Genomic DNA, 25,230 nt, shown 5'->3' with positions numbered 1-25,230 from the left:
CCATGCATCCGGCCGGACCCCGCTGACCAAAGCCGGCGAGCGCTGCGGTCCGGCTGGTGAACCAGCGGGATGATCCGGAGAAGATGGCTCTGGTGGACCACTGCGGCCCGGAGTATGACTGGACCATGAAAAGGTCGCAGCACAGGGGCCGGTCCCTGGTGCCACTGATCGGACAACTCCGTTCCTACGACCGCACGTGGCTGCGCGGCGACCTGATCGCCGGAATCACCGTCGCGGCCCTCATCGTTCCGAAGAACCTGGGGTACGCCGGCATCGCGGGAATCCCGCTGCAGAATGGACTGTATGCAGCCGCAGCCGGCGCGATCGCGTACGCCATCTTCGGCACCTGCCGTCAGATTTCGATGGGGCCCAGTTCGGGCCTCGCGGCGGTGGCTGCCAGCGCAGTGCTCGCCGCCGGCCTCACCAGCCCGCAGGATATTGCCTCGTTTGTCGCTGGCATCACCCTTGCTTCCGGAATCCTGTTCCTGCTCGTGGCAGTCCTCAAAATGGGCTGGATTGCCCAGTTCCTCTCCCGGGCCGTGGTGACCGGCTTCCTCTTCGGCGCGGCGATCGACGTCGTCGTCGGCGAACTGCCGAAGCTCACCGGCACTGACGCGACCGGGTCCAACCCGATCCAGGAATTTATCTCCTGGCTGGGCACCCTGGGCGGGACGCATCCGGCGACGCTCTTCGTAGGCACGATTGCGCTGGCCGTGGTCTTCGGCCTGAGGGCGGTCGCGCCCAGCATCCCCGGCGCCCTGGTCCTGGTCGTGGGCGGACTCCTCGCGTCGGCGGTGTTCGACCTTGGGGCCAAAGGCGTGGCACTCGTCGGACATGTGCCCAGCGGGCTGCCGTCGCCGCAGGTCCCGGACCTCCACCTGATGTGGGACAAGGTGGGTATCGTCGCCGTCGCGGCCGTGGCGCTTGCCCTGATCGGCTTCTCCCAGACCGCGGGAGATGCTCGGGCCTTCTCCGCGAAGCACCACTACCGGATCGACATTGACCAGGAGTCGACGGCCCAGTCGCTGGCCAACACGGCGGCCGGCCTGTTCCAGGGGATGCCGGTCTCGACGAGCCTGTCGGCAAGCTCGCTGAATGATCATTCCGGGGCCAGGACCGGTCTGGCTTCCCTCACCTCGGGCGCCACCGTCCTGCTCACGCTGCTCTTCCTGGCTCCGCTCTTCTCGAACCTGCCGCAGCCGGTGCTGGCGGCCCTGATCATCGAAGCCGTCGTCATGGGCATGATGAACCTGCGCGAAATGCGGCGGCTGGCCCGGGTGCAGCGGTTCGACTTCTGGATCGCGGTCACCGCGATCGCCTGCACCGTCATCTTTGGCGTGCTCGCGGGCGTCCTCATCGGCATCGGACTCTCGCTCCTCTGGCTCATCTCGGTGGCCACACACCCCGAGATGCCGGTCCTGGGACGCCAGCCGGGCACCCAGGTCTTCCGCGAAACCGACGGCCACCCCGGCGACGAAGTGCTTCCCGACATCGCCGTGGTGCGGTTCGACGGCGGGCTCTTCTTCGCCACCGCCGACGCCCTGGAGGACCGCCTGCGCGAGGCCATCCAATCGGCGCCGCAGCTTACCGGCATCGTGCTCGACTGCGAGGGGATCAACTTCATCGATTCCCAGGGCGCAGCCAAGCTGGCAGACGTGGTGCACCTGACCCGCGAGGCCGGCATCAACCTGCGCCTGGCCCGGCTGAAGCCGACCGTACGCGCGACCCTGGAGAGGGACGGCGTGGTTGAGCGACTCAGCACGCAGAGGATCCACGGGAACATCCACCGGGCGGTGCAGGCGGAACAGGCGGCAGCCCGGCAGGGACGGGACGGATTGCCAGGCTGAATCGAGGTGGGAGGGCAAGATCGCCGGGCACTGCCGGAGCGCCCGGGTAAAGCGTAGGCTGGGCTCAAACTCCGATGCAGCGATCGAGAGCAGGATCCGCATGGTGACGGCGGCGACGATACTGGGGATCATCATCGTCTGGAGCGCCGTCTCCAGGCCATTTGACCGCTATGGCATCACCTCGGCACTCTTCCTGACGGCCGCCGGATTCGCCGTCGGCGCTTCCACTCTGGGCATGCTCGACATCGCGCTGGAGGCCGAAGCGGTCGAGCGCGTGGCGGAGCTCGCACTCGTGCTGCTGCTGTTCAGCGATGCCGCCCGGCTCGACCTCCGCTCGCTCCGCCGGGAACTGGGGTGGCCAAGCCGCCTGCTACTGATTGGCCTGCCCCTCACAATGCTCGCCGGCATGTGGGTCGGAACCCTCGTCTTCCCCGGCATGGCGCTCGCGTCCGCCGCCCTGTTGGCCACAATACTGGCCCCGACCGACGCCGCCTTGGGCCGGAAGGTCGTCGCGGATACCGCCGTTCCGGCCCGGGTGCGGCAAGCCTTGGACGTCGAGAGCGGCCTCAACGACGGCCTCGCGGTCCCCTTCTTCCTGGTCGCGCTCGAAATCGCCAACGCCGAACTCACGACCGGGGTCACCGGCGCGGTCGTCAGCAACATGGCCGCCCAAATCGGCTGGGGACTCGCTGGCGGACTCGCGGCGGGAATCCTGGGCGGGCTGCTGTTCCGCACCGCCGACCGGCGGGGATGGATCAGCCCGGAGTGGCGCCAGGTTGTGACCATGTCCGTGGCGCTGCTGGCTTACACCCTCGCGCTGACGCTTGGCGGCAGCGGTTTTATCGCCGCCTTCGTCGGCGGCCTCGCGTTCGGGAGGGCCTCGGGCGCACGCGGTTCGCTGGTGACCCTGTTTGCCGAGGAGTCGGGCGACTTCCTGGCCGCCGTGACCTGGATCGGCTTCGGAGCACTGGCCCTGACATGGGCCATCCCCCACGTCACGTGGCAGGTGGTCCTCTACGCTGTGCTCAGCCTGACACTGGTACGCATGATCCCCGTGGCGATCGCGTTCGCCGGCCAGAGCGTGAAGGCCCAGACGACGGCGTTCATCGGCTGGTTCGGTCCGCGCGGCCTCGCCTCGCTGGTGTTCGCGCTGCTCGCCTTCGAGCGCGGGGTTCCCGACGGTGAAGTCGTGTTCACGACCGTAGTCATCACCGTTGCACTCAGCGTTATTCTCCACGGCCTGAGCTCGGCCCCGCTGGTCGCCTTCTACCACCAGTGGTACGAGGTCCACGTCGCTGGACACCCTGCAGCGGAAGAGGCGACGCCGGCGACCATGCCCCGGCGTCGCCGCCAGTTCCCCACGCTCAGTTCCCGCGGCTTCCACCGCGGTGGAAAGCCCGGCTGAACCGGCCTGCCTGCTTCCGGGCTTGATACGAAGTCCGGCGGCAGGGTCCAGCCACCGATTGACCAGAAGAGAATGGCCGCGCCCGGCGCACGACCACGTCGATCTCGCTTGCCACCTCGTCAGCGACGTCAGGCACGGACGGCCCCGGGGCCCCGGTCGGGCTCGTCGTCGCCGCCTTCTTCGGGAAGCATTCCGCGCTGGTCGAGCACGTACAACAAGGTGAAGGCCGGCACGATCAACAGCACGGCGAGACCGGCCGCGACCAGCACGGCCGTGATCGTGCCCGACGGCGCAGCGGCCGCCGGGACCGTTAGCGTTTCGGGCAGCAGGTAGTTCCACTGTGCAACGCCCCAGGCGAGCACCAGTGCGCCGGCCGCGGTGATCGCTGCCAGCCGCGCTCCGCGGTGGGGCCGGCCTCGGAGCAGGAAAAGCGCACTGAGCCCGGCGGCCGCCGAGATGATCACCAGCGGCAGGGCACGTGAGGTGAGTCCTCCGAAGACGTAGCTGGCTTCGCTCCGTACGACAAAGAGACCGACCAGCGCGACGGCTCCCGCCACGGCCCCGGCCGCCACGGCGCGGACGCGGAAGTAGCCGACCATCGCCTCGTCGGAGAGGCGACGGGCATCCCAGGTGAGCAGTACCGCGGCGACATAGGCCGTCACGGATACAGCGAGCAGACCCATGACGACCGACGTCGGGTTGACCCAGCTGTGCAGCGGATCGCCCGCCCGACCGCCGGCCGGAACCTGGCCGGATGCGATGCCTCCCGCGATGGCGCCGAAGCAGTAGGGCACCAGCACCGAGGAGACGGCGAAGATGGCCCCGAAGCTGCGGCGGGCTCGCTGCCGAAACACCGCCTTCCCGAAAGCGAAGCTGGCACCGCGCAGGACGATGCCGAGTGCCGCCAAGGTGAGGGGCACGAACATGGTCAGGGTGATCGACGCGTAAGCCTCGGAGAAACACGTCCAGAGCACGACGAAGATGAAGATCAGCCACACATGGTTCGCTTCCCACACGGGCCCGATGGAGTGGTCGATTACCTCGCGCGGCCGCTCCCCGCGCTGCGTGCCACCAGCGGTCAGGTCCCAGAAGCCGGCACCGAAGTCAGCGCCGCCGAAGATCGCGTAGATGGTGATGGCACCGAACAGGAGCAGGGCTGCGGCGGTATCCATGGGTGACCCCTAGGGCTCTTTCATCGGCTTGCGTGGTCCGTACGGGGAGTCCGTCTCCACGAATCGTCCTGCCGCACGGTAGCGACGGCTCATCCCGCGCAGGACGAGGATTGTAGTGACGCCCAGCCCGAGATAGAGGATCGTGACCACGATGAAGGTGACCCAGACTCCGGTGTTGGTGGTCGCGGCGTCCTCCACGCGCATCTTGTTGTAGACGATCCACGGCTGACGGCCGACCTCGCTCACCGTCCAGCCCGCCTCCAACGCCAGGACGGCGAGGGGTCCGGCAGCGACGGCGCAGCGCAGGAACCACTTGCTGCGAGGCATCTCTCGTCGGAAGATCCACGAGGCCCAGTACCACAGCGTCAGCAGGAACAGGGCAGTACCGACGCCGACCATGATGTCCCAAGCGAGATGGACGACGTTCACCTGGCGGTTCGTCGGCCGTTCGTCTGCGGGTACGGTGTCGAGCCCCTGAACGACGGTCGCCCGGCCAGTGCTGGGGTCCGACAACCACGAGGCGAGCCCGGGAATGGGGATACCGCCCACCACCTCTCCTTCTGAGTTGAGATGGCCGAGCAGCGTCTCGGGCACGTCGCTGCTGGTCGACGGCACCATCTCGATCGCGGCGAACTTGACCGGCTGGTTGCTGTATACCCAGCGAGCCAGGCCGTCACCGACCCCCATCTGCACGGGGACGGCGACGGCGGCCACGCTGAAGGCGATAAGAAAGCCGAGCCTGTGGTAGTGGTCCCGCCGCCCGCGCAGCATCGCCGTCGCGTAGACCATGGCCACGAGGAAGCCGCCGACCAGGTAGGCCGCAATCACCATGTGCGCCGCCATCAGCGGCATCGCCTCGTTGAAGATCACGCCGAGCGGGTCCACGGCCACGACATTCCCGGCGGTGTCCAGGGTGACCCCTTCGGGGGAATTCATCCATGCGTTGGCGGCCACTACCGAAACGCTGCCGAAGATGCCGGCGACGGCGATCGGCACACCGGTCCAGAAGTGGGTCCAGGGCTTGAGTCGGCGCCACCCGAAGATGTAGATCGAGACGAAAACGGCCTCGAGAAAGAAGAAGAGACCCTCGAACGCAAAAGGCACCCCGAACGCCTCGCCCCATTGACCCATGAACTGAGGCCACAGCAGGCCGAATTCGAAGGAGAGAACCGTTCCCGTGACGGCGCCGACGGCGAAGGTGACCGCCATGTACTTCGACCAGCGCTGCGCGAGCCGGATGGCGTCAGCGTCGGACCGCCTGATGCCCCGGTAGTTGGCGATCAGCGCCATCACAGACCAGGACACGCCGAGTGGCACCAGGATGATGTGGAAGGCCAACGTGAATGCCATCTGGGCTCGAGCCCACGGAACCGGGTCAACCTCCATCAAAGGCATGAGGGCCTCGGCGAACAGCGTCATGTCGCACCCCTTTCAGCGGGAATGACAGCTGCCATGGGGACCCGGGGACTAGCCAAGGCGTTCGGTGAGGTGGTCGCCGACCCGCAGGGCGTTGGCGATGGCGGTCAGGGACGGGTTCACGGCGCCGATGCTGGGAAAGAAGCTGGTGTCGACGACGTAGAGGTTGTCCAGGTCGTGGGCTTTGCAGTTCGCGTCGAGAGCGCTGGTTTCGCGATCGAGGCCGAAACGGACGGTGCCTGCCTGGTGCGCGGTGGCGCCGATCGGCATGCTCTTGTACAGGTAGAGGCTCCGGTCCAGCAAATGGTGCTCGTGCATGCCCAGTTTGCCGAGCATGCCGTCGAGTTTGCGGCGCAGCCGCTTGACTCCTTCGACGTTGTTCTTCTCGTCGATGCTGAGGTGGATGGTGCCGTCCGCGTCGACCGTGACGCGGTTGTCGGCCTGCGGCAGGTCTTCGCCGCAGAGCCAGAAGTCGACGGCGTGGTGCGCCAGCACCTCGAAGGGCAGGCCCGGAGAGATCTTGCCGGCCCATCGCGGCGACTGCGCGCGAAGCTCCTCGTCGTCGGATTTGCCGAGCATCTGGATACCGCCGAGCGGATAGTCCCAGTCGTCGGACCCTAGATACCAGTCGTTCATCGCCAACGTCTTCTGGAACCGCGTGGGGTTGGGCTCCCGGGACACGGTCATCAGCGCCATGTTGTTGTGCCGCATGTAGTGCCGGCCGACCACTCCGGAGCTGTTGGCCAGCCCGTCCGGGTGGTGGTCCTGGCGGGATCTGAGCAGCAAGGCGGCGGAGTTCACCGCGCCGCAGGCGACGACCACGATGTCGCCGGTGAATCTGGTCTCGGTGCCGTCGTCCAAGGTTGTGACGACCGCGGTGACACTGCGTCCTGAAGCGTCGGTCTCCAAGCGCTGCACGTGGGCGCCCGTAACCAGTGTGACGTTGTCCTGGGAGAGAACAGGATCCACGCAGATGACTTGCGAGTCCGATTTTGCGTTCAGCAGGCACGGGAAGCCGTCGACCCGGTCGCATCGGATGCACGCACTTGCCCGTGCCGCCCGTCCGGGTCCGACCTCCTGGAGATTGACGCCGATCGGGAGGTGGAAGGGGTGCAGCCCGAGCTTCTCCAGGTCGTCGTTCAACTGCTGGATGCGGGGTTCATGGGATACCGGAGGGTGGACGTACTGCGCGCTGGCACGGCCCTCGCTCGGGTCCTCGCCGTGCTGACCGTGCACCAGATAGAGATGTTCGGCTTGGGTGTAGTAAGGCTCCAGGTCGTCATAGGAGATCGGCCAGGCCGGGGAAATTCCGCCATGATGGCGTAGCTCGCCAAAGTCCTCCGGACGGAGGCGGAACAATGCCGCGCCGTAGAACTTGGTGTTCCCGCCGACGTAGTAGTTGACCTCCGGCTGGAACTCGCGGCCGTGCCGGTCGTACCACAGCTCTTTCGCGAGGTATTTTCCGCGGACGAACACCGCCTCGGTCTGCCAGTTGTCGCGCTCGCGCGGCAGGAACGGACCTCGCTCCAGCCAGAGCACCTTCGCCCCGTTCGTGGCGAGCCTGTGGCCGAGCGTCCCGCCCCCGGCTCCCGTCCCGATGATGACAACGTCATAGTGCTGGTCGTCTGTCATGCCGGAGCCTCCTGGAGCGGTTCTCTGATCAGGCGATGCTGCCTCTAGACCTTGATCCTGACCCCCCGGAGCGGATGGCGTCATCATCCAAAATAGGTGATGACGGGGGCCGGGAGGCGGTGGTTGGCTCTGAGAGAAGCCGGTCTACCTCAGCCCCGGCACGGAGGCCACGAGCAGATTCGTTCTTGCCGGCAGATAGTCGATCACGTCGAGGAGATGCCATGACAGCAACTATGAGTGGCCCAACCGGTGCCGGGCGTAGCCATCCGGATAGCGCTGGTCAGGGTTCCGCCGATGTGTTCGTGGTGTTCGGGATCACCGGAGACCTGGCCAGGGTGATGACGTTCAGGTCGTTGTACCGGCTGGAGCGGCGGGGTTTATTGAAGTGCCCGATCGTCGGGGTGGCCGTCGATGATTGGACGATTGACCAGCTGGTGGAACGGGCGCGGGTGTCAATCGAGGGTGCCGGGGAGGTGATCGACGCCGCCGTTTTCGGCCGTTTCGCGGCCCGGCTGTCCTACGTGCAGGGCGATTTCGGCGACGCAGCAACCTACGGGCGGATCGCCGAGGCAATCAAGGGCGCCGACACGCCTGTGTTCTACCTCGAAGTCCCGCCCTTCCTGTTCGGCACAGTCATCAAGGGACTGGCCCGGGCGGGCCTGACCTCGACGGGGCGGGTAGTGGTGGAGAAGCCGTTCGGGAGCGACCGAGCCTCGGCTCGCGCCCTGGCCGAGGAGCTGCACCAGTTCCTCGACGAGTCGCAGTTGTACCGGATCGACCACTATCTGGGGAAGATGGGTCTGGAGGAGGTCCTTTACCTGCGGTTCGCCAACACGATGCTCGAGCCGATCTGGAACCGGAACTATGTCGAATGCGTGCAGATCACGATGGCCGAGGACTTCGGCGTCGAGGACCGCGGCCACTTCTACGATCCCGTCGGTGCGCTGCGCGACGTGGTGGTCAACCACCTCATGCAGGTCGTGTCCGCGGCCGCGATGGAGCCACCGTCAGGGGGTGATCCGCAAACGATCAAGGACTCGCAGGTCGCTTTGTTCCGCGCGGTCTCCGAGGCCGACCCCGCCCACTACGTCCGCGGCCAGTACGAGGGTTACCAGAGCATCAACGGCGTAGCCGCGGATTCGACGACGGAGACGTACGCCGCGTTACGGCTCGACATCGACAATTGGCGCTGGTCAGGGGTACCGTTCTTCATTCGGACCGGCAAGAGGCTTCCGGTCACCCAGACCGAACTTCGGCTGGTGTTCAAGCACCCGCCCCGGCTCGGCTTCAACTTCGGATCCGATCGCCGACCAGAGCCCAACCAGCTCGTCATCAGGCTTGATCCGTCGACCGGCGTCCGGCTCAAGGTCGAGGCTCTACGTGCGGACACGGTCGGCCCCGGCGCCATCGATCTCGACATGGAGTTCGCCAATGAAGGGGGCGAAGGGCCGACTCCCTATGAAGTGTTGCTCGAGGCGGCGATGGTCGGGAAGAGTACGCGGTTCACCCGCCAGGACGGGGTCGAGGAGACATGGCGGATCATGCAGCCACTCCTGGATGCGCCGCCACCGGTGCACAGGTACACGCCCGGGTCTTGGGGGCCGCCAGTGGCAGATGAGCTGACCGCCGATTACCTCGGCTGGCACCGTCCCTGGCTGGCCTCATAAGTCTCTACCCTTCGTAGCAGGCGACCGAGCAGGGCGCCGCCGGGATTCAGGCGTACCCCGCACGCGAAAAAGCCCTGCGGCTGGTAGTCGATCCACGCATGAGCTACGACGCACGCCCGGATGCCCTGAGCTGATCGGGCGAGTACAGAAGCGCTGTGGAAGGATCCGGTCCTGCAACGCCATATCGTAACGGGGCGAGGCCGACCGCGGACACGGCGTGGCCGCGCTTATGTGTTCCGCACGAACCGGGACCGGGCCATGTGCAGGGCCTCCTGGAGGTTCACCACAGCCCGCGCCGACTCGGCGGTTCCGACGTCCGCGAACGTTCCCGCACCGCCGTACAGGGTGAGCGCGCCTTCGGCGGCCTCGCGTAGGCCCTGCCGATCCGTGACACCTGCGAACCGCTGATCGAGGTAATCCGCCGTGCGGGTCCGCTGCTCGTCTTGCTCTTCCTGGGCAACCGCACGCATCTCTGCGATCGCAGAGATGATATCCGCCCGGACGGAATCAACCGTCGGCCTGACACCGGCCATCGTCCCGCGCGCTTCGGGTGTTCGGCGCGTCGCCAACCTCCAGCCGGCACCGAGGTTCGTTCCTGCGACGAAGCCCCCGATCCAGGCGATGCTCGTGCCCCCACCGGCAAAGGAGGCCAGTGCAATGAATGCAGCCAGCGAAACGAACAGGCAAGGGATCGAAATCCAGGAGCGGTGTCCCCAGCGGAACAGCCAGGCACCCAGGGCAACCCCGCCGGCCAACGCGGCGAAGGTGACAGGGGTTTCCTCGAACCGGCCGAAGACGACCAAAGCGAGAGTACCGAGCAGCAGGGCACCTCCGGTGACGGCGTACGCGATCCCCGACTCGGGTTTCCTTTTCGCGGGGCGCTGGCGTTCGGTTCGATCCGTTGCGGTCATGCGTTATTTCTTTCCTTCACGATGCTGATGATTATCATCCGGCAATCGCCCGTCGACGGCTCAATGAAGCTCTTGAATGCTATCCCCGGGCAGCTCACTCACGAAGATGTTGCAGTCCGGCGTCGTCGGAGGCGTGAGCCCATCAGGCCACAGCGTCTCCCCTTCGTACTTGAGGAGGACATCGAGGTGCCGGTGCTGCCCGAGGCCATCGCTTAATCGCGCCTAGTCGGCCTCGCCAGTCGATTCGCTCCGAGCGCGTTGACGCAAGGACTTTGGCCTAGGCTGAGGAGATGCCCAGCATAGAGGCCGCACCCCCACACTCAACCGAGGATCCGCGGCCGCTGCGGGTCCTGAAGAAGACCGGGGTCGCCCTCTTGGCGGCGAGCCTGCTGGTTTACCCGGCTCTGGTCCTCGCCGTCAACACCTTCGCCCCGCACACCGTCGCCCGGCATGAGTTCAACCTCATCCAGGACGACCCGGTGTCCCCGGCCGGGTATCTGGTCCTCCTGATCGGCGTGCCGCTTTCCGTCGCCCTGCTCGGGCTGCGCGCCGTTCTCTCCACGCACGGCTGGAACAGCAGCGGGTTCACCCGGCTGCAGCGGGGCATCACCCTGATACTCGGGCTTGCGTTCACTGCGCTCTTCGCCGTGCTCGCGTTTTGGGCCGCATTCTTCTACGGCCTGCTGGTCAACGCCGCGTTGCACTGACCGCCCCAAAACGAAGGTCAATGCACGAGCGTACTGAGCCAGATAATGATCAGGCCCAAGGCCGAGGTAGTGGCGGCGTTGAGCAGCCGGAGCGGCCAGCGTTTGCGACGCCGGGCGGCGTTCGTGTAGCCCAGCACAGCGAGGACCCCGACGCCGACCCACAGGGCGACGTAATAGGCCACGTACTCGTCGAGTACTCCGGCCGCGGCCAGCAGCAGGAAGAAGGCCGGCAGGAGCATCGCAAGCACCATGCCGGCCGAATGCCGGGCGGTGGCCAGCACCATAGCCCAGACCGCCTTGCGGGGGCGCCCGGCTGACCGATTGCCAGCAACCACCCCGGAGTAAATGTGGGCCAACCAGAAGACGCCGACGGTTCCGAGGGTGAACAGGAAGACTTCCAAGTCAGTCTCGTACTTCCAGCCGACGGCAATCAGGGCGCTAACCAGCACCGTGCCGTAGATGGCGTGCTCGGTTTCGTAGGCACGCAGCAGGGCGGCCGCGGGCCGGGCGACACCGTGCGCGGCGCGCCGGGTCAAGCGGCGGGCACGTGACGGCAAGGTCACTGCGTCGGAATCGATTGCGTCAGGATTGGCACCGGCCATTGCTGTCCTTCGCACGGCTCTTGCCCCCACTTGATCCTACGGTAGCGGCCCCGGCAGCCGCGGTCCAGAGGAATTCAGGCCCGAAGCCCCTCCATCGATTAACGGCGGGCGAGGTTTACCCGATCCATAAGCACCTGACCGCCACCTTCGGGCGGGACTGAGCAGCTCTCGTCAGTGCGCGTTCAGGAACGCGGTGATCTGCTCGGCCATCTCTGCCGAGTGTGTCCAGTGAAGGTAGTGACCGCCGTCGAGCACCACGATTTTGTGGTCACGGACGTTGCGCAGCCATTCCTCGTAACGTCCGAGTCTGTCCGGGGACATCCCGTTCCCGCTGGCCAGGAAGGTGAGCACCGGCAGCTCGTCCGGGTAACTCATCCCCCGGACGGCGCGGCCGTTCTGCCCGATCCTGGCCGTCTCGTCGACCACCGCCGGGGTGTCCCAGTTCCAGCTGGCCATCAACCGCATCCTCTCGAGTTCATCCGAGGTAAACGCACTGCCGTCCGGTTCGGCGAGGCCGGGTGCGATCGCTATGGTCCAGCGGACCAGACCGGTAATCGAGAGCAGCCGCCCCCAGTTGAACCCGGGAGAGCTTTCCGCGGCCTGTTCCGGGCCCTGCCCGTGATCATCGGACGGCAACGTCGGGTCGATGCCGATGACGGCCGACACTTCCTCGGGATACTGGTTGGCGTAAGAGAGCATGTAGTAGCCGGCCAAAGAGTGGCCCGCCAGGACGTAGGGATCGCCGATTCCCAGCCCGCCGAGCAGTTCGTGCAGCTCGTCGGTGATGTTCTCAACGGTCCGGGCATCGTCGGGGGCCTGATCCGCATACCCATAGCCGAACCCCTCGACCACGACGACGTTGTAGTCGTCCAAGACCCGGATCAGCGGGGCAAAGTCCAGCGCCGGCGACGGCGTTCCCAGCCCACTCAACAGCACAATGGTTTCTCCTGGGCCAGCCGAACGATGAACGTTCACGGACCCGCCGCTGATCCGGATCCTCTCACCATAGGGTTCGATCGTGGACCGCTCCACGTGCTCGAGGGTGAGGTTGGCGGCGGTGGAGGACAAAACCAGCCCCACGGCAGCGGCAGCGGCAGCCCCGAGCCGGCAGAGCCTCCTGCGGCGGGTTGTGCTGTTCGGCAGAGGATTCCTGACGGCCATACGAAGCATCCTCCGGCAGATCAGACGGACGTCCGCTCCCGGTGCTACCCCAGTAACTGGGAACTGGGGTGACTGCGGGACGGGTCAACCGCTTTAGGTCCTCACGGGATCCGGGATACTGGACCTGTCGGCGGGGCTTTTGAACGGGGCCGCGACCGGCGGGCAGCTTTTCTCATGGGGGAATGCCAGCAACGGCGCTGGATTCATATGCGTGAACTGTTGCCAGAGCGAAATGGCTCGAAGCGAGACGGCCTGGGGAGGCCTGGCTTCGGGCCATTTCGTATTTCCAGGGTGCTGAAGCGATTCGGCGGTGAGCGTTTACGCCCGGTGTTTTTCCAAGTCAGCACCCATATTGTCTGTCGTGACGGCAACGCCATGACGAGACTGGCAGCGCCGCCGGTCCCTCCGTCCTGGGAGGGGAAAGGCATTGCCCCGGAACTGCGCCCCCAGACTCCGGGGCAATGCTGTGTCCGGCTTGCCGGTAGCGGAGGCGACGGCGATGGTCACGTTTTTCTCGGTGGAAGACGTCGGGACGGCCGGGAACCGTTGGTCAACACGCACTAGCTGTAATCAAGGAGCCAGCGACTGAACGGCCGTGGCAAGGTCGAGGTCCATGGCCGGGCCGTGGCCAGGCAGCACGCGGTTCTCGGGGACGGCGGCCAGCGTGTTCAGCGACGCATAGGCGCCCGCGACGTCGTGGTGGTACATCGGGTGCAGCATCTGCGGTCCGCAGTGCGCGCTGATCGCATGGCCGGTCACGAAGGCATCACCGGTGGCGACGGCGCCGGCCTCGGGCAGCCGGTACGCGGCATGGCCGGGCGTGTGCCCCGGCGTGGGGACGGCGACCAGTCCGCCGGGCAGGGCGGCCAGCCGGGCAGCATCCCAGGCTTCAGCCTCAGCAATGTTGTTCGTCGCGGTGCCGCCGGCCTGGATGGCATGGATCATCCACTTCAAAACCCGGGGACGCCAGGCCCTGATGATGATCTGGAGGGGCGCCACCTGGTACTTGACCTCGCCGAGCAGTTGGGGGCGTTCGGCGGAGCTGGAGAGGACGGGCGTGCCGTACTCGTCGGAGAAATGGCCGGCGGATCCGGTGTGGTCGATGTGCCCGTGGGTGATGACCATGGCCGCGGCGTGGGCCGGGTCTAGTCCGAGGTGACTGATCGAGGCAAGGACATGCCCGATGTCGCCGGGGTAGCCGCCGTCAATGACGGTGAAGTCGCGGCCGTCGCGGGCGATGATCCAGTTGGAGGCCGGGCCTTCGACGAAGAAGACGCCGGGGGTCTGCTCGGAGATAGCTGCGGCCGGGCTCCATGGGGACGAATGATGTGGCTGCATTCGGGTGCTTTTCTGGTAGGAATGTTGGGAGGCGGTTCTGAACAGCCATCCCGGGATCCGACCGGGGGCTGATGGTGGAACGAGGATTATCAGCCAGGCACCACACCTCCTGGGTGCCCGCATTGTGCAAAGCATACTTCGGCAGGCGGTCGTCCGCGACGCGGCGATCGTCCGAGCACCCCTTTATAAGCGGCGGCCGAGCGTAAAGTCTACTGCTGCAATATCCGAGAGAAAGCATGGCAGAGGGACTACAAACGAAGCACGCTGACCCAATCATCCGATAAGGACCAGCGGGAGAGGCCAGTGGCTTTCAGGCGGCTTTCGGAGCAACATGCTGAGGGTAGCCGCTCGGCGTTGATCGTCCTGGGGTCCGAGACGGCGGGGGCGGCAGGCCCTCCCCAGAACCTGCCCGCGCCCCGCCATCGCGTTGCGGCTACGAACCGGCCGCGAATGGTTCCTACTCCCCAGACGGAACCCGGATGGTGGCCGCCAGCTGGGAACAGCATGCCGCACCGAACCTTCGCAAAGGCGCAGGGCACCCTCAAGATCGGCTCAAGACTTGCCTCAGCGGAAAACAGGGACAAAAGTCCTAACTAGGTGCACAGCGGAATTGGTGCCGCCTTCCGCAACGGTGGCACCATCGGCCCGCCAGTGATGCGCCTTCAAGGCTTCCGCCGGCGGTGCACTTCTTCCAACTTGGTCGGGATCCCACAGCAACAGTGCCCCGGCTGGACAACAAGTCCAACCGGGGCAGAGGCAGAGAACTAGATGATGACGGCGGCTAGAAGTCCCAGTCCTCGTCTTCGGTGTTGACGGCCTTGCCGATCACGTAGGAGGAACCGGAGCCGGAGAAGAAGTCGTGGTTCTCGTCCGCGTTCGGGCTCAGCGCCGACAGGATGGCCGGGTTCACGTCCGTCACGGTGGACGGGAACATGGCCTCGTAGCCCAGGTTCATCAGGGCCTTGTTGGCGTTGTAGTGCAGGAACTTCTTGACGTCCTCGGCCAGCCCCACGCCGTCGTACAGGTCGTGGGTGTACTGGACCTCGTTGTCGTACAGCTCGTAGAGCAGCTCGAAGGTGTAGTCCTTCAGCTCCTGCCGCTTGGCTTCGTCCACCTGCTCCAGGCCCTTCTGGAACTTGTAGCCGATGTAGTAGCCGTGCACGGCCTCGTCGCGGATGATCAGGCGGATCAGGTCGGCCGTGTTGGTCAGCTTGGCGCGCGAGGACCAGTACATCGGCAGGTAGAACCCGGAGTAGAACAGGAAGGACTCGAGCAGGGTCGAGGCGATCTTGCGCTTGAGCGGGTCGTCACCGTAGTAGTAGTCGGTGATGATCTGGGCCTTCTTCTGCAGGTTCTGGTTTTCAACCGACCAGCGGAAGGCCTCGTCGATCTCCTTGGTGGAGCACAGGGTGGAGAAGATCGAAGAGTAGCTCTTGGCGTGCACCGATTCCATGAAGGCGATGTTGGTGTACACGGCCTCCTCGTGCGGGGTCAGTGCATCCGGGATCAGGCTGACGGCACCGACGGTGCCCTGGATGGTGTCCAGCAGGGTCAGGCCGGTGAACACCCGCATGGTGAGGGTCTGCTCGGCCGGCGTCAGCGTGTGCCAGGACTGCACGTCATTGGACAGCGGCACCTTCTCCGGCAGCCAGAAGTTGTTGACCAGCCGGTTCCAGACCTCCACATCCTTCTCATCCTGGATGCGGTTCCAGTTGATGGCCTCAACGTGGTGGAGGAGCTTGACCTTCTCCGTCATTTTTACCCTCGGATTCCTTTGGTGTTTCTTCAAGTCTAGTTCGCGGTGGCGGCCCTCAGGCCCCGCCGGACGCGGCCTCCGGTGCCGGAATACCGCAAGGAAAGCGTACGACGGCGGGCGGTCACCCGCCGTCGTACTTTTAGTTGTGCGCCGGCTGCTACAGCATGCAGCTGACGCAGCCCTCCACCTCGGTGCCTTCCAGGGCGAGCTGGCGCAGGCGGATGTAGTAGATCGTCTTGATGCCCTTGCGCCAGGCGTAGATCTGGGCCTTGTTGATGTCCCGGGTGGTGGCGGTGTCCTTGAAGAACAGCGTCAGCGACAGCCCCTGGTCCACGTGCTGCGTGGCGGCGGCGTAGGTGTCGATGATCTTCTCGAAGCCGATTTCGTACGCATCCTGGTAGTACTCCAGGTTGTCATTCGTCAGGTACGGCGCCGGGTAGTAGACGCGGCCGATCTTGCCTTCCTTGCGGATCTCGATCTTCGAGGCCACCGGGTGGATGGAGGAGGTCGAGTTGTTGATGTAGGAGATCGAGCCGGTCGGCGGCACGGCCTGCAGGTTCTGGTTGTAGATGCCGAACTCCATGACGGAGGCCTTCAGCGCTTCCCAGTCCTGCCGGGTCGGGATGTGGATGTTCTGGAACAGCTCCCGGACCTTCTCGGTCTGCGGCAGCCAGTCCTGCTCGGTGTACTTATCGAAGAACTCTCCGGTGGCGTACTTCGAGTTCTCGAAGCCGCCGAAGGTCTCCCCGGTCTCCTTGGCAATGGCGTTGGAAGCGCGGAGGCAGTGGAAGAGCACGGTCGCGAAGTAGATGTTGGTGAAGTCCAGGCCCTCTTCGGAGCCGTAGTGGACCCGCTCGCGGGCCAGGTAGCCGTGCAGGTTCATCTGGCCGAGGCCGATGGCGTGCGACTGGGCGTTGCCGGCCGCGATGGAGGGCACGGAGTTGATGTACGACATGTCCGAGACCGCGGTCAGCGCGCGGATGGACGTCTCGATGGAAGCGCCGAAGTCCGGGGAATCCATGGTCTTGGCGATGTTCATCGACCCGAGGTTGCAGGAAATGTCCTTGCCGACCTCGGCGTACGTCAGGTCCTCGTTGTACTCGGAGGAGGTGGAGACCTGCAGGATCTCCGAGCACAGGTTGCTCATGGTGATCTTGCCGGCGATCGGGTTGGCCCGGTTCACCGTGTCCTCGAACATGATGTACGGATAGCCCGATTCGAACTGGATCTCGGCGAGGGTCTGGAAGAACTCGCGGGCGTTGATCTTGGTCTTCTTGATCCGGGCGTCGTCCACCATCTCGTAGTACTTCTCGGTGACCGAGACGTCGGAGAAGGGCATGCCGTAGACGCGCTCGACGTCGTACGGGGAGAACAGGTACATGTCCTCGTTGCGCTTGGCGAGCTCGAAGGTGATGTCCGGAATCACGACGCCGAGGGAGAGGGTCTTGATCCTGATCTTCTCGTCCGCGTTCTCGCGCTTGGTGTCCAGGAACCGGTAGATGTCCGGGTGGTGGGCGTGCAGGTAGACGGCACCGGCACCCTGGCGCGCACCGAGCTGGTTGGCGTAGGAGAAGGAGTCTTCCAGGAGCTTCATGACCGGGATGACGCCGGAGGACTGGTTCTCGATCTGCTTGATCGGTGCGCCGTGCTCGCGGATGTTGGTCAGGGACAGCGCCACGCCGCCGCCGCGCTTGGAGAGCTGGAGGGCCGAGTTGATGCCGCGGGCGATGGACTCCATGTTGTCCTCGATCCGCAGCAGGAAGCAGGAAACCAGCTCGCCGCGCTGCTTCTTGCCCGCGTTCAGGAAGGTCGGCGTGGCCGGCTGGAACCGTCCCTCGATGATCTCGTCGACCAGCCGGGTGGCCAGTTCCTCATCGCCGCGGGCCAGGTGCAGGGCGACCATGCAGACACGGTCCTCGTAGCGCTCCAGGTAGCGCTTGCCGTCGAAGGTCTTGAGTGTGTAGGACGTGTAGAACTTGAAGGCTCCCAGGAACGTCTCGAACCGGAACTTCTTCTTGTAGGCGTGGCTGAACAGGTCGCGGATGAAGTTCATCGTGTACTGGTCAAGCGTTTCGCGCTCGTAGTAGTCGTGCTTGACCAGGTAATCGAGCTTCTCGTCCACGTCGTGGAAGAAGACGGTGTTGGTGTTGACGTGCTCCAGGAAGTACTGGCGCGCCGCCCAGCGATCGGCTTCGAACTGGATCTTGCCGTCCGGTCCGTAGAGGTTCAGCATCGCATTGAGCTCGTGGTAACCGAGCCCCTTGTACGCTGCGGGCAGTTCCTTAGCGGCTACGGCCGCGTCTGCGACTGTCGTTTCCAAAAGTCTTCCAATCCTTTTTTGACCCGGTCCACGTCGTCGGACGTCCCCATAAGTTCAAAGCTGTATAAATGCGGCACCTGGCACTTCGCGGCGATCTTCTTTGCCGCCAGGCAGTACGTGGTGCCGAAGTTGGTGTTGCCGGAACCGATGACTCCGCGGAGCAGGTTCCGGTTGCCCTCGTGCTTGAGGAATTTGAGGACCTGCGGCGGAATCGAGTTCCGGCCGTCCTCGCCGCCGTACGTCGGGATGACCAGGACATACGGCCGGCGGGCGTAGATGGTTTCGTCCCGGGAAAAAACCGGAATCCTCGCCGCTTCCACACCGAGCTTCCCGATGAAGCGGTGGGTGTTCCCGGAGGCCGACGAGAAGTAGATCAGGGATGCAGCAGTGGTGGAGCCGGGCCCGCCTCCGGACCCTTGCCCGATGGCCCCTCCGGCCGCCAGGAGAGCCGTCATGGAGACCGCCTTTCCGATTCCGTTCCGGCTAGGCCACAGTAGCGGCCGCGGTCTGGGCGAGGCCCTCGATCTTGTCCGGGCGGAAGCCGGACCAGTGGTCCTGTTCGGTAACAACCACCGGAGCCTGCATGTAGCCCAGGGCCCGGACGCGGTCCAGGGCTGCGGGGTCCTGCGAGAGGTCAACGGTCTCGTAGGCGATGCCCTTCTTGTCCAGCGCCCGGTAAGTCGCGTTGCACTGCACGCATGCCGGCTTGGTGTAAACCGTTACAGTCATGGTCCCTCTCCCGTTAAGTCTGTGGCTATTCTTCGCTGTCGCCCGGTGCCGTCCCGCCGTCACACCGGCTGGTCTTGCCATTCACCCGCCAGCGGCTTTCAATCTACTACATCTAGTGCACGCTTCTCGCCGCGACCCCTAGATGATGTATTACAAGTATGTCATTCATCCCCCGCGTCGTCCACAGGAACCCGGGATCCAATGAGTGATGAAACCGTTGATTTTCCGGGGTTCCGACGCCTCTGCCGGTCCGCCGTCCACAGGCTGTGGACGGACTTGCCAACAGGTTGGAAATTCTTCGTGTCGCTTGTTCGTCGGCGTGTCGTTGCGTCCATGTCGTGCCCGCCGGAGCGACCCCCGCCACTCCCGCGGGCAGCCTTAAGTAGAACACCCGCGGCGGCCGATGCATTCCTGCGCCTCGGCGGCCGGCCGCAGGCGGCGCGGCCTTTCCCGAACCGGCGCTGCATCCCCTCCCGAAACCGGAAAATGGCGTGTTCGTGCCTAAGATGCTTTGATGGAGCATCCTTCCAATCGTCAGGAGACCTGATGGTCAATACGGTGCATCTGCGCACCCTGCTGGAAGTGACCAGGCGCGGCTCCTTCGCCGCCGCCGCCGGCCAGCTGGGCTACACGGCATCAGCTGTGTCCCAGCAGATGTCGGCGCTGGAACGCGAGACGGGCGTCAAACTCTTCGAGCGATCGGCCCGCAGCGTCCAGCCCACCGAAGCGGCGCAGATCATGTCGCGGCACGCCGCCAAGGTGCTGACCGACATCGAGGCGCTGCTCGCCGCGACGGCCGGCAGCCACGACGCCAGCGCACAGGAGATCAAGCTGGGCATCTTCCCCAGCCTGGCGACCTACGTGCTGCCCCGCCTGCTGAGGGCCTCCGACTGGTCCGGCCTCGGCATCAAGCTCAAGGTCTACGTGGCCGAACCCGGCCAGACGATCCAGGGGCTGCGGAGCGGCGGCGGACTCGACGTCGCGCTGGTCTTCCAGGTCGGACAGGGCGGCCTGGCCTGGCCGCACAACATCAGCCGGCAATGGCTCGGGGACGACAATTACCGGGTGGTGCTGCCGCAGTCCTGGGGCATCCGCCACGGTGCCACGGTGACGGCCTCCCAGCTGGCCGAAATGCCGTGGATCATGCACCACCCCGGGACGAGCGACGCGACGGTGATTGAGCGGCTCTTCGCCAGCTGCGACCTGCATCCGCGTGTGGCCGCCTACTGCGACGACTTCAACGCCAGCCTGGCCATGGCTGCCTCCGGCCTGGGCGCAGCACTGGTGCCGGAACTGGCCCTGCAGGACGGACCGGAGGGCATCGTCGTCATCGACGTCCCCGAGGTGAGGCTGGCGCGGAACATCTTCGCACTGCTCTTGAACGACCGGCAGAACCCGCGGCTGGATGTCTTCATGGACCGGCTCTCCGGCATCCTGCACGAGTCCAGCATCTCCCCCAAGCGCCGCTGAGCAGCGGGAGCCGCGGGGGCGGGCCTGGTGCCCGCGCCAAGCGGCAGCAGCCCGGTGGGACGACCGTGCCTGGCCCACCGGGTGCGGTGGATAATGGGCTCAGCCCCGGACGCGCAGCCGGAGCGTTCACGACGACCGACCCTGAGGCGGGCTCGAGTGGGACAGCGCAAGTGGATCGACAAGTTCTTCCCCGGGATCGGCGTCGTCCTGCGCTATGACCGCTCCTGGCTGCGCTCCGACCTGGTGGCCGCGGCAGCGCTCTTCACCCTGCTGATTCCGGCGGGGATGGCCTACGCCGCCGCGGCTGGGCTGCCGCCGGTCACCGGCCTCTACGCCACCATCGTTCCGCTGCTGGCCTACGCGGTTTTCGGCCCCTCACGGCTGCTGGTGATCGGGCCGGACTCGTCGCTGGCACCGATGATCGCCGCCGCCGTGCTCCCCCTGGCGCTGGAGGACCAGGAACGCGCCGTGGCCCTCGCCGGCCTGCTGGCCGTGCTGACCGGCCTCATCCTGGTCGCCGGCCGGGCGCTGAAACTCGGTTTCGTCACCGGGCTGCTCTCCAAGCCCATCCGTTCCGGTTACCTCAACGGCATTGCCCTCGTGGTCTTCGCCAGCCAGCTGCCGAAACTGATGGGCGTCTCGGGTTCCGGGGCCTCGACCTGGGAAAACTTCGAACGTGCCGCGGGCGCGCTCACCGATGGCGGCGTCAACGGCACTGCCCTGGCGATCGGCCTTGCGTCGCTGGCGGCGATCGCGGTTCCGAAGCTGCTGGGGTGGAAGCTCCCGGGCATCCTGATCGCGGTTGCGGGCTCCATGATAGCGACGGCGGCGCTGGGGCTTGCGTCCGAGGTCCCGGTGGTCGGGGCCCTGCCTCAGGGCCTGCCCGGACCGGCCCTCTCGGGGCTAAGGCCCGCAGACATCCTGGCCCTGATCGCTCCGGCCGCCGGGATCGCCCTCATTGCCTTCGCCGATACCGGCGTCCTGTCCCGGACGCTGGCGGACCGCTACGGCTATCGCGTGGACGGCAGTCAGGAGATGGGCGCCCTGGGCATGGCCAACCTATCGGCGGGCCTGCTGGGCGGGTTTCCGATCTCCGGCAGTACGTCGCGCACCCCGGTATCCATCGACGCCGGGGCACGCACCCAACTGGCCGGCTTCGTGGCGGCACTGCTCGTCGCGGGTTTCATGCTGCTGGCACCCGGCCTCACGGCGTACCTGCCGCAAAGCACCCTCGCCGCCGTCGTCATCGCGGCCGTGGCCTCCCTGGTGGACATCAGGACCCTCGTGCGGCTGGCGCGCATGAGCCGGACCGAAACCGTCCTTCTCATCGCCGCCTTCCTGGGCGTCGTCTTCGTGGGCGTCCTCCAAGGCATCGCCATTGCCGTCGGCCTGGCTTTGCTGGCCTTCGTACGGCAGGCCTGGAGCCCCTACCGCACGGAACTCGTCAAAGTGCAGGACGTGCCGGGCTTCCACGACGTCGACAGGCATCCAGAGGGCGAACGGATTCCCGGGCTGGTCATCGCCCGTTTCGATGCCCCGCTGTTCTTCGCCAACAGCGCCCTGTTCAGCGACCACATCAGGACGCTGGTCGAGGAGGCTCCCCCGCCGGTGCGGATGGTCATTGTTGCTGCCGAGCCGATCACCGGCCTGGACACCTCGGCCACCGATACGCTGGTGGAGCTCGACAAGCAGCTGGAGCGCGAGGGCATCGATTTGGTGTTCGCCGAGATGAAGGGGCCGATCAAGGACCGGCTCGTCAAGTTCGGCGTCGGCAGCCGGTTCGGTCCGGACCACTTCTTCCCGACCACCAACAATGCGGTCAAGGCGTACCGGGGAATCGTGGACGATTGAGCCGCCGCATGCTGTACCGGACGCCAGCCGCGCCCGCGGGATAGCGTAGGGCTTGCCGGGGAAACGAAAAGAGGCCTACCGTTCGCCGGACTTTTTCCGACGGGCGATAGGCCTCGTTCGTGGAGCTGAGGGGACTCGAACCCCTGACCCCCTGCATGCCATGCAGGTGCGCTACCAGCTGCGCCACAGCCCCGTTAGGAAATACTGCCGGCGGAAAGTGCCGGACTTGTGTTCCACGGCGTGGTTCCATCTGTTCCAGATGCCTCCACGAGTGGAGCTGAGGGGACTCGAACCCCTGACCCCCTGCATGCCATGCAGGTGCGCTACCAGCTGCGCCACAGCCCCGTATTCGGTGGTATTTCCTTGCCGCCCCGTCCGGGGCAACTTGAATATTCTATGCAGAAGCTGCCGGGGATGCCAAATCGGGCGCGCGGTGAGCCCGTCCCCGGCTCCCGGGCTACTCCGAGTCCGCCGGCGCCGGCTGCGCTTCCAGCTGCAGGTCGATGCTCGGGCAGTCCTTCCACAGGCGCTCGAGGGCGTAGAACACGCGGTCTTCCTCATGCTGGACGTGGATCACGACCTCGGCGTAGTCGAGCAGGACCCAGCGGCCCTCGGAACGGCCCTCGCGGCGGACGGGCCGCAGGTCCATCTTGTGGAGGGCCTCCTCGACACCGTCGACGATGGCGTTGACCTGCCGCTCGCTGGGCGCCGACGCGATCAGGAAGACGTCGGTGATGGCCAGCCGGTCGCTGACATCGATCGCCACGATGTCCTTGGCGATTTTGTCCGCGGCCGCGCGGGCTGCTGCGCGGGCGATGGAGATGGAATTTTCGGAAGCGGTCACTGAGGTCCCCTTGGTTGGTGCGGTCTAGCCGCTGAAGCTGATGATCATCATGGTGATGCCGGCGACGAACGCCAAGGCACCCAGGGCCAGGGCGGCTATGACGGCAATCCGCATGCGGTTGGCCTGGCCCAGTCCTGCCGTTCGTGCGTCGAGCGGGTCCAGCCCGTGCGCGTTGGTTGCGCGCAGCGGCTGGATCTTGTTGTCCGCAACGTTTTCTGCGTGGGCCAGCAGCCGCGACCGCGGTGCGGGCCCGGCCGGTTCCGAAACCGTGGGCTTGCGCGGTGCAGGCTTGGCCGCCGGCTTGTTCTGCTGCGCCGCGGACGGGGTGTCCTTCCGGGGCGCAGCTGGCGTTGCGGGCTTCCCTGGATCGGCGGGACGGGCAGCCGCCGGCGCCGCTCCCGCCGCGGCCTTGGTCCGGGCCGCGGGCAGCGGCGTGGCCGGACCCGTGACCTTCTCCGGGCGGCCGGCAGGACGCGCCTTCTGCGGCCGGTCCGCCACAATCGGCACGTGCGAGGTCGCAGAGGGACGCAGGACGTGCTTCTCGCTCCCGGGCATGCGCACGAACTCCATCGGGGCGGATGCCAGGTCCTGGACCGGGGGCTGCCCCGTTGCGGTGGTGCGCTGCTGGCGGGCTTCGGCGCTCAGGCGCTGCTTGTCGGCGGCGCGCCGGTTGAGTACGGCGGCGCGTTCGGCCAGGGCCTTCTGCTGCGCCAGCACCTCCAGGTCCACCTTGCGGGGATCCTGCTGCTGCGTCGCCAGCACGTTGGCCATGTTCCTGGCCTGGCCGATCAACAGCTCCCGGGCGGCCAGCGCCTGTTCCACCGACATCTCCCCCGCCTCTACCGCCTGGGCGGCGGCAGGCGGGAGCTCGGGAACGGCGGCCGTCGCCGAGGTGTTGTCCGGTTGCCCCGGCTGTTCGCGCTTGCGCCGGTCGCGGCGGCCGCCTTCCACCGGCGGATGCTGAGGCTGGTAGCCGGCGTCGACCGTCATCCCGCCGTCCGCCGTGCCCGAGGTGCCGCCATCCTGGTTACCGGACGCGGCGCCGTCGTCAGTGCCCGAAACGGGAACGCCGCCTGCGGGCTTGGCCGGCGGCTGGCCGGCGCCCTGGGCGCCGCGTTCGCGCTCCAGCTGCTGCAGCCTGAGCTGCCGGCGGGTCGGCGGGTTCTGCTGTTCCTGGGGAGCAGGAACCTTCGGGAGCGCTTCGGTCAGCGCCTTGTAGGCCTGGTGTGCTTCGCGGTCGCGGGCCCTTGCCTGCGAAGAGCGTTCGGCGGGGCGCTGCTTTCCCGCCTCGGGATCCCGGGAGGGTGCCTTGGGTGCACCGGCAGGAATTTCCGATGCTGCGGCCTCCGTCGCGGCGTGTTCCCGGTCCTGGGGCTGGTCGGCGGCTTCGCTGCGCTGCAGCCGAAGTTCCCTCCGGCTGCGAGGCTGCTGCGATTCCTTGCTCATGCTCTGCTAATCACCCATGTGGTCTCGTCTGCGGCTAGTTCTGTGATTCTGGTGCCCCCGGGAGTGCGGAGCGGTACAGGCCGTACTTGGCTATGTACTGTACTACGCCGTCCGGCACCAGGTACCAGACCGGCTGGTCTTCGGCGACGCGGTCACGGCAATCCGTGGAGGAGATGGCCATGGCCGGCACCTCCAGCAGGCTCACGTCCTTGCGTCCGAGGTCGTGGAGGACATGGCCCGGCCGGGTTACCCCGACAAAGTGCGCCAGCGACCACAGCTCATCGATGTCCTTCCAGGACAGGATCTGCGCCATGGCGTCCGCGCCGGTGATGAAGAACAGTTCGGCGTCCGGCCGGGCGGCGCGCAGGTCGCGCAGGGTGTCGATGGTGTATGTCAGGCCGGGACGGTCGATGTCCACGCGGCTGACCGTGAAGCGGGGGTTCGATGCGGTGGCGATCACGGTCATGAGGTAGCGGTGTTCGGCCGGCGAGACGTCCCGGGTCGATTTCTGCCACGGCTGGCCGGTTGGCACGAAGACCACTTCGTCCAGGTCGAAGACGGCGGCGACCTCGCTCGCGGCCACAAGGTGGCCGTGGTGGATCGGGTCGAAGGTCCCGCCCATCACTCCGAGCCGGACGCGGCGGCCGGAGTCCCCCGCGGAGCGGGAGGCCGCATCCGCGGGTGACGCGAAGGGCATGCTAGTGGCGGGCCTGGCCGTGGTCGTGCTTGTTCGGATGCTGGCGGTGCGGGTCGACGTGTTCCTCGACCGCAGGGTGCCGGTTGCCGACGCTGGTGAAGGCCACCGTGGCGAACATCAGGAGGAGGAAGACCACGAAGATGCCTCCCCCGATTACCCCGGCCGGAACCGGCAGTTCAACATGGGGTTCGGCTGCCGCCAGTGCGGCGCTGTATACCTGAGTCAGCATTGTTCTCCCTCTGAGAGTGCGTCGAGCGCC

21 protein-coding genes and 2 tRNA genes are annotated in these 25,230 nt (G+C 66.2%); 6 read left to right on the top strand and 17 right to left on the bottom strand.

What is annotated here, in order from left to right; translation table 11 throughout:
• The first annotated feature begins 56 nt into the window (after positions 1 to 56).
• Complete coding sequence (locus WFH44_RS16875) at positions 57 to 1,847, top strand: SulP family inorganic anion transporter (protein ID WP_336715160.1); 1,791 nt, start codon at positions 57 to 59, stop codon at positions 1,845 to 1,847.
• Between the two features lie 100 nt (positions 1,848 to 1,947).
• Positions 1,948 to 3,252 carry a cation:proton antiporter domain-containing protein gene (locus tag WFH44_RS16870; RefSeq protein ID WP_336715159.1) on the top strand — a complete coding sequence of 435 codons (1,305 nt, stop codon included), beginning with the start codon at positions 1,948 to 1,950 and terminating at the stop codon, positions 3,250 to 3,252.
• Positions 3,253 to 3,380: 128 nt separating this feature from the next.
• Here WFH44_RS16870 and WFH44_RS16865 read toward each other — a convergent pair whose 3' ends face one another.
• From WFH44_RS16865 to WFH44_RS16855, 3 genes are read right to left on the bottom strand one after another with little or no spacing between them, the layout of a single operon-like run.
• Positions 3,381 to 4,424 (bottom strand): cytochrome d ubiquinol oxidase subunit II, encoded by a 1,044-nt coding sequence (locus WFH44_RS16865; protein WP_336715156.1) that lies wholly within the window; start codon positions 4,422 to 4,424, stop codon positions 3,381 to 3,383.
• Between the two features lie 9 nt (positions 4,425 to 4,433).
• Entirely contained in the window at positions 4,434 to 5,843 is a 1,410-nt protein-coding gene (locus WFH44_RS16860; RefSeq protein ID WP_336715153.1) for a cytochrome ubiquinol oxidase subunit I, read from the bottom strand.
• Between the two features lie 48 nt (positions 5,844 to 5,891).
• On the bottom strand, positions 5,892 to 7,472 hold the full coding sequence (locus WFH44_RS16855) for a GMC family oxidoreductase (RefSeq protein ID WP_336715151.1): 1,581 nt from the start codon (positions 7,470 to 7,472) through the stop codon (positions 5,892 to 5,894).
• 221 nt (positions 7,473 to 7,693) lie between these two features.
• Here WFH44_RS16855 and zwf point away from each other — a divergent pair, with 221 nt between their 5' ends.
• Complete coding sequence (gene zwf / locus WFH44_RS16850) at positions 7,694 to 9,139, top strand: glucose-6-phosphate dehydrogenase (RefSeq protein WP_336715149.1); 1,446 nt, start codon at positions 7,694 to 7,696, stop codon at positions 9,137 to 9,139.
• 227 nt (positions 9,140 to 9,366) lie between these two features.
• Here the strand turns inward: zwf and WFH44_RS16845 are convergent, their stop codons facing one another.
• Positions 9,367 to 10,050, bottom strand: a complete 684-nt coding sequence (locus WFH44_RS16845; RefSeq protein ID WP_336715146.1) for a hypothetical protein — start codon at positions 10,048 to 10,050, stop codon at positions 9,367 to 9,369.
• A 290-nt stretch (positions 10,051 to 10,340) separates the two neighbouring features.
• Between WFH44_RS16845 and WFH44_RS16840 the strand changes: the two genes are divergently transcribed.
• Complete coding sequence (locus tag WFH44_RS16840; RefSeq protein WP_336715144.1) at positions 10,341 to 10,757, top strand: hypothetical protein; 417 nt, start codon at positions 10,341 to 10,343, stop codon at positions 10,755 to 10,757.
• A gap of 17 nt (positions 10,758 to 10,774) precedes the next feature.
• On the opposite strand, the gene WFH44_RS16835 is transcribed toward WFH44_RS16840, so the two are convergent.
• From WFH44_RS16835 to nrdH, 7 genes are all read right to left on the bottom strand, one after another.
• Positions 10,775 to 11,359 carry a hypothetical protein gene (locus WFH44_RS16835; protein ID WP_336715142.1) on the bottom strand — a complete coding sequence of 195 codons (585 nt, stop codon included), beginning with the start codon at positions 11,357 to 11,359 and terminating at the stop codon, positions 10,775 to 10,777.
• Positions 11,360 to 11,530: 171 nt separating this feature from the next.
• Positions 11,531 to 12,520, bottom strand: a complete 990-nt coding sequence (locus WFH44_RS16830) for an alpha/beta fold hydrolase (protein ID WP_336715140.1) — start codon at positions 12,518 to 12,520, stop codon at positions 11,531 to 11,533.
• 570 nt (positions 12,521 to 13,090) lie between these two features.
• A complete protein-coding gene (locus WFH44_RS16825; protein ID WP_336715139.1) occupies positions 13,091 to 13,858 on the bottom strand; it encodes an MBL fold metallo-hydrolase in 768 nt (255 codons plus the stop codon).
• A 781-nt stretch (positions 13,859 to 14,639) separates the two neighbouring features.
• Positions 14,640 to 15,614: a class 1b ribonucleoside-diphosphate reductase subunit beta gene (gene nrdF / locus WFH44_RS16820; protein WP_336715135.1), complete on the bottom strand. Its 975-nt coding sequence runs from the start codon at positions 15,612 to 15,614 to the stop codon at positions 14,640 to 14,642.
• Positions 15,615 to 15,771: 157 nt separating this feature from the next.
• Positions 15,772 to 17,892 (bottom strand): class 1b ribonucleoside-diphosphate reductase subunit alpha, encoded by a 2,121-nt coding sequence (nrdE, locus tag WFH44_RS16815; RefSeq protein WP_336715226.1) that lies wholly within the window; start codon positions 17,890 to 17,892, stop codon positions 15,772 to 15,774.
• A gap of 11 nt (positions 17,893 to 17,903) precedes the next feature.
• Positions 17,904 to 18,389 carry a class Ib ribonucleoside-diphosphate reductase assembly flavoprotein NrdI gene (gene nrdI / locus WFH44_RS16810; RefSeq protein WP_336715133.1) on the bottom strand — a complete coding sequence of 162 codons (486 nt, stop codon included), beginning with the start codon at positions 18,387 to 18,389 and terminating at the stop codon, positions 17,904 to 17,906.
• A 28-nt stretch (positions 18,390 to 18,417) separates the two neighbouring features.
• Positions 18,418 to 18,663, bottom strand: a complete 246-nt coding sequence (gene nrdH / locus WFH44_RS16805; protein ID WP_336715132.1) for a glutaredoxin-like protein NrdH — start codon at positions 18,661 to 18,663, stop codon at positions 18,418 to 18,420.
• Positions 18,664 to 19,209: 546 nt separating this feature from the next.
• Here nrdH and WFH44_RS16800 point away from each other — a divergent pair.
• Both WFH44_RS16800 and WFH44_RS16795 read left to right on the top strand, forming a co-directional pair.
• Positions 19,210 to 20,133, top strand: coding sequence for a LysR family transcriptional regulator (locus tag WFH44_RS16800; protein ID WP_336715130.1), 924 nt, complete (start codon positions 19,210 to 19,212; stop codon positions 20,131 to 20,133).
• A gap of 156 nt (positions 20,134 to 20,289) precedes the next feature.
• Positions 20,290 to 21,984, top strand: coding sequence for a SulP family inorganic anion transporter (locus WFH44_RS16795; protein WP_336715128.1), 1,695 nt, complete (start codon positions 20,290 to 20,292; stop codon positions 21,982 to 21,984).
• A 120-nt stretch (positions 21,985 to 22,104) separates the two neighbouring features.
• Here the strand turns inward: WFH44_RS16795 and WFH44_RS16790 are convergent.
• The 6 genes from WFH44_RS16790 to WFH44_RS16765 form a co-directional block, all read right to left on the bottom strand.
• Positions 22,105 to 22,177, bottom strand: a tRNA-Ala gene (locus WFH44_RS16790).
• A 79-nt stretch (positions 22,178 to 22,256) separates the two neighbouring features.
• A tRNA-Ala gene (locus WFH44_RS16785) sits at positions 22,257 to 22,329 on the bottom strand.
• Between the two features lie 112 nt (positions 22,330 to 22,441).
• Complete coding sequence (gene rsfS / locus WFH44_RS16780; protein WP_262104871.1) at positions 22,442 to 22,828, bottom strand: ribosome silencing factor; 387 nt, start codon at positions 22,826 to 22,828, stop codon at positions 22,442 to 22,444.
• A 24-nt stretch (positions 22,829 to 22,852) separates the two neighbouring features.
• The gene (locus WFH44_RS16775; protein ID WP_336715127.1) at positions 22,853 to 24,274 is read right to left on the bottom strand and encodes a hypothetical protein; all 1,422 of its coding nucleotides are present in this window, start codon (positions 24,272 to 24,274) and stop codon (positions 22,853 to 22,855) included.
• A gap of 34 nt (positions 24,275 to 24,308) precedes the next feature.
• Positions 24,309 to 24,971, bottom strand: coding sequence for a nicotinate-nucleotide adenylyltransferase (nadD, locus tag WFH44_RS16770; RefSeq protein ID WP_336715125.1), 663 nt, complete (start codon positions 24,969 to 24,971; stop codon positions 24,309 to 24,311).
• Between the two features lies 1 nt (position 24,972).
• On the bottom strand, positions 24,973 to 25,200 hold the full coding sequence (locus WFH44_RS16765) for a hypothetical protein (RefSeq protein WP_336715122.1): 228 nt from the start codon (positions 25,198 to 25,200) through the stop codon (positions 24,973 to 24,975).
• Positions 25,201 to 25,230 lie beyond the last annotated feature (30 nt).

The sequence above is a fragment of the Arthrobacter sp. USHLN218 genome, assembly GCF_037144715.1.
In the GTDB taxonomy this organism is placed as follows: Bacteria; Actinomycetota; Actinomycetes; order Actinomycetales; family Micrococcaceae; genus Crystallibacter.
Note: the sequence above shows the minus strand (reverse complement) of the source record. Positions and strands in the feature narration are given on the sequence as shown.

Bases quoted from the DNA above. Each gene is read 5' to 3' on its own strand.
- WFH44_RS16870 (WP_336715159.1), top strand. From the start codon at position 1,948: ATGGTGACGGCGGCGACGATACTGGGGATCATCATCGTCTGGAGCGCC.
- WFH44_RS16865 (WP_336715156.1), bottom strand. From the start codon at position 4,424: ATGGATACCGCCGCAGCCCTGCTCCTGTTCGGTGCCATCACCATCTAC.
- WFH44_RS16860 (WP_336715153.1), bottom strand. From the start codon at position 5,843: ATGACGCTGTTCGCCGAGGCCCTCATGCCTTTGATGGAGGTTGACCCG.
- WFH44_RS16855 (WP_336715151.1), bottom strand. From the start codon at position 7,472: ATGACAGACGACCAGCACTATGACGTTGTCATCATCGGGACGGGAGCC.
- zwf (WP_336715149.1), top strand. From the start codon at position 7,694: ATGACAGCAACTATGAGTGGCCCAACCGGTGCCGGGCGTAGCCATCCG.
- WFH44_RS16845 (WP_336715146.1), bottom strand. From the start codon at position 10,050: ATGACCGCAACGGATCGAACCGAACGCCAGCGCCCCGCGAAAAGGAAA.
- WFH44_RS16840 (WP_336715144.1), top strand. From the start codon at position 10,341: ATGCCCAGCATAGAGGCCGCACCCCCACACTCAACCGAGGATCCGCGG.
- WFH44_RS16835 (WP_336715142.1), bottom strand. From the start codon at position 11,359: ATGGCCGGTGCCAATCCTGACGCAATCGATTCCGACGCAGTGACCTTG.
- WFH44_RS16830 (WP_336715140.1), bottom strand. From the start codon at position 12,520: ATGGCCGTCAGGAATCCTCTGCCGAACAGCACAACCCGCCGCAGGAGG.
- WFH44_RS16825 (WP_336715139.1), bottom strand. From the start codon at position 13,858: ATGCAGCCACATCATTCGTCCCCATGGAGCCCGGCCGCAGCTATCTCC.
- nrdF (WP_336715135.1), bottom strand. From the start codon at position 15,614: ATGACGGAGAAGGTCAAGCTCCTCCACCACGTTGAGGCCATCAACTGG.
- nrdI (WP_336715133.1), bottom strand. From the start codon at position 18,389: ATGACGGCTCTCCTGGCGGCCGGAGGGGCCATCGGGCAAGGGTCCGGA.
- nrdH (WP_336715132.1), bottom strand. From the start codon at position 18,663: ATGACTGTAACGGTTTACACCAAGCCGGCATGCGTGCAGTGCAACGCG.
- WFH44_RS16800 (WP_336715130.1), top strand. From the start codon at position 19,210: ATGGTCAATACGGTGCATCTGCGCACCCTGCTGGAAGTGACCAGGCGC.
- WFH44_RS16775 (WP_336715127.1), bottom strand. From the start codon at position 24,274: ATGAGCAAGGAATCGCAGCAGCCTCGCAGCCGGAGGGAACTTCGGCTG.
- nadD (WP_336715125.1), bottom strand. From the start codon at position 24,971: ATGCCCTTCGCGTCACCCGCGGATGCGGCCTCCCGCTCCGCGGGGGAC.
- WFH44_RS16765 (WP_336715122.1), bottom strand. From the start codon at position 25,200: ATGCTGACTCAGGTATACAGCGCCGCACTGGCGGCAGCCGAACCCCAT.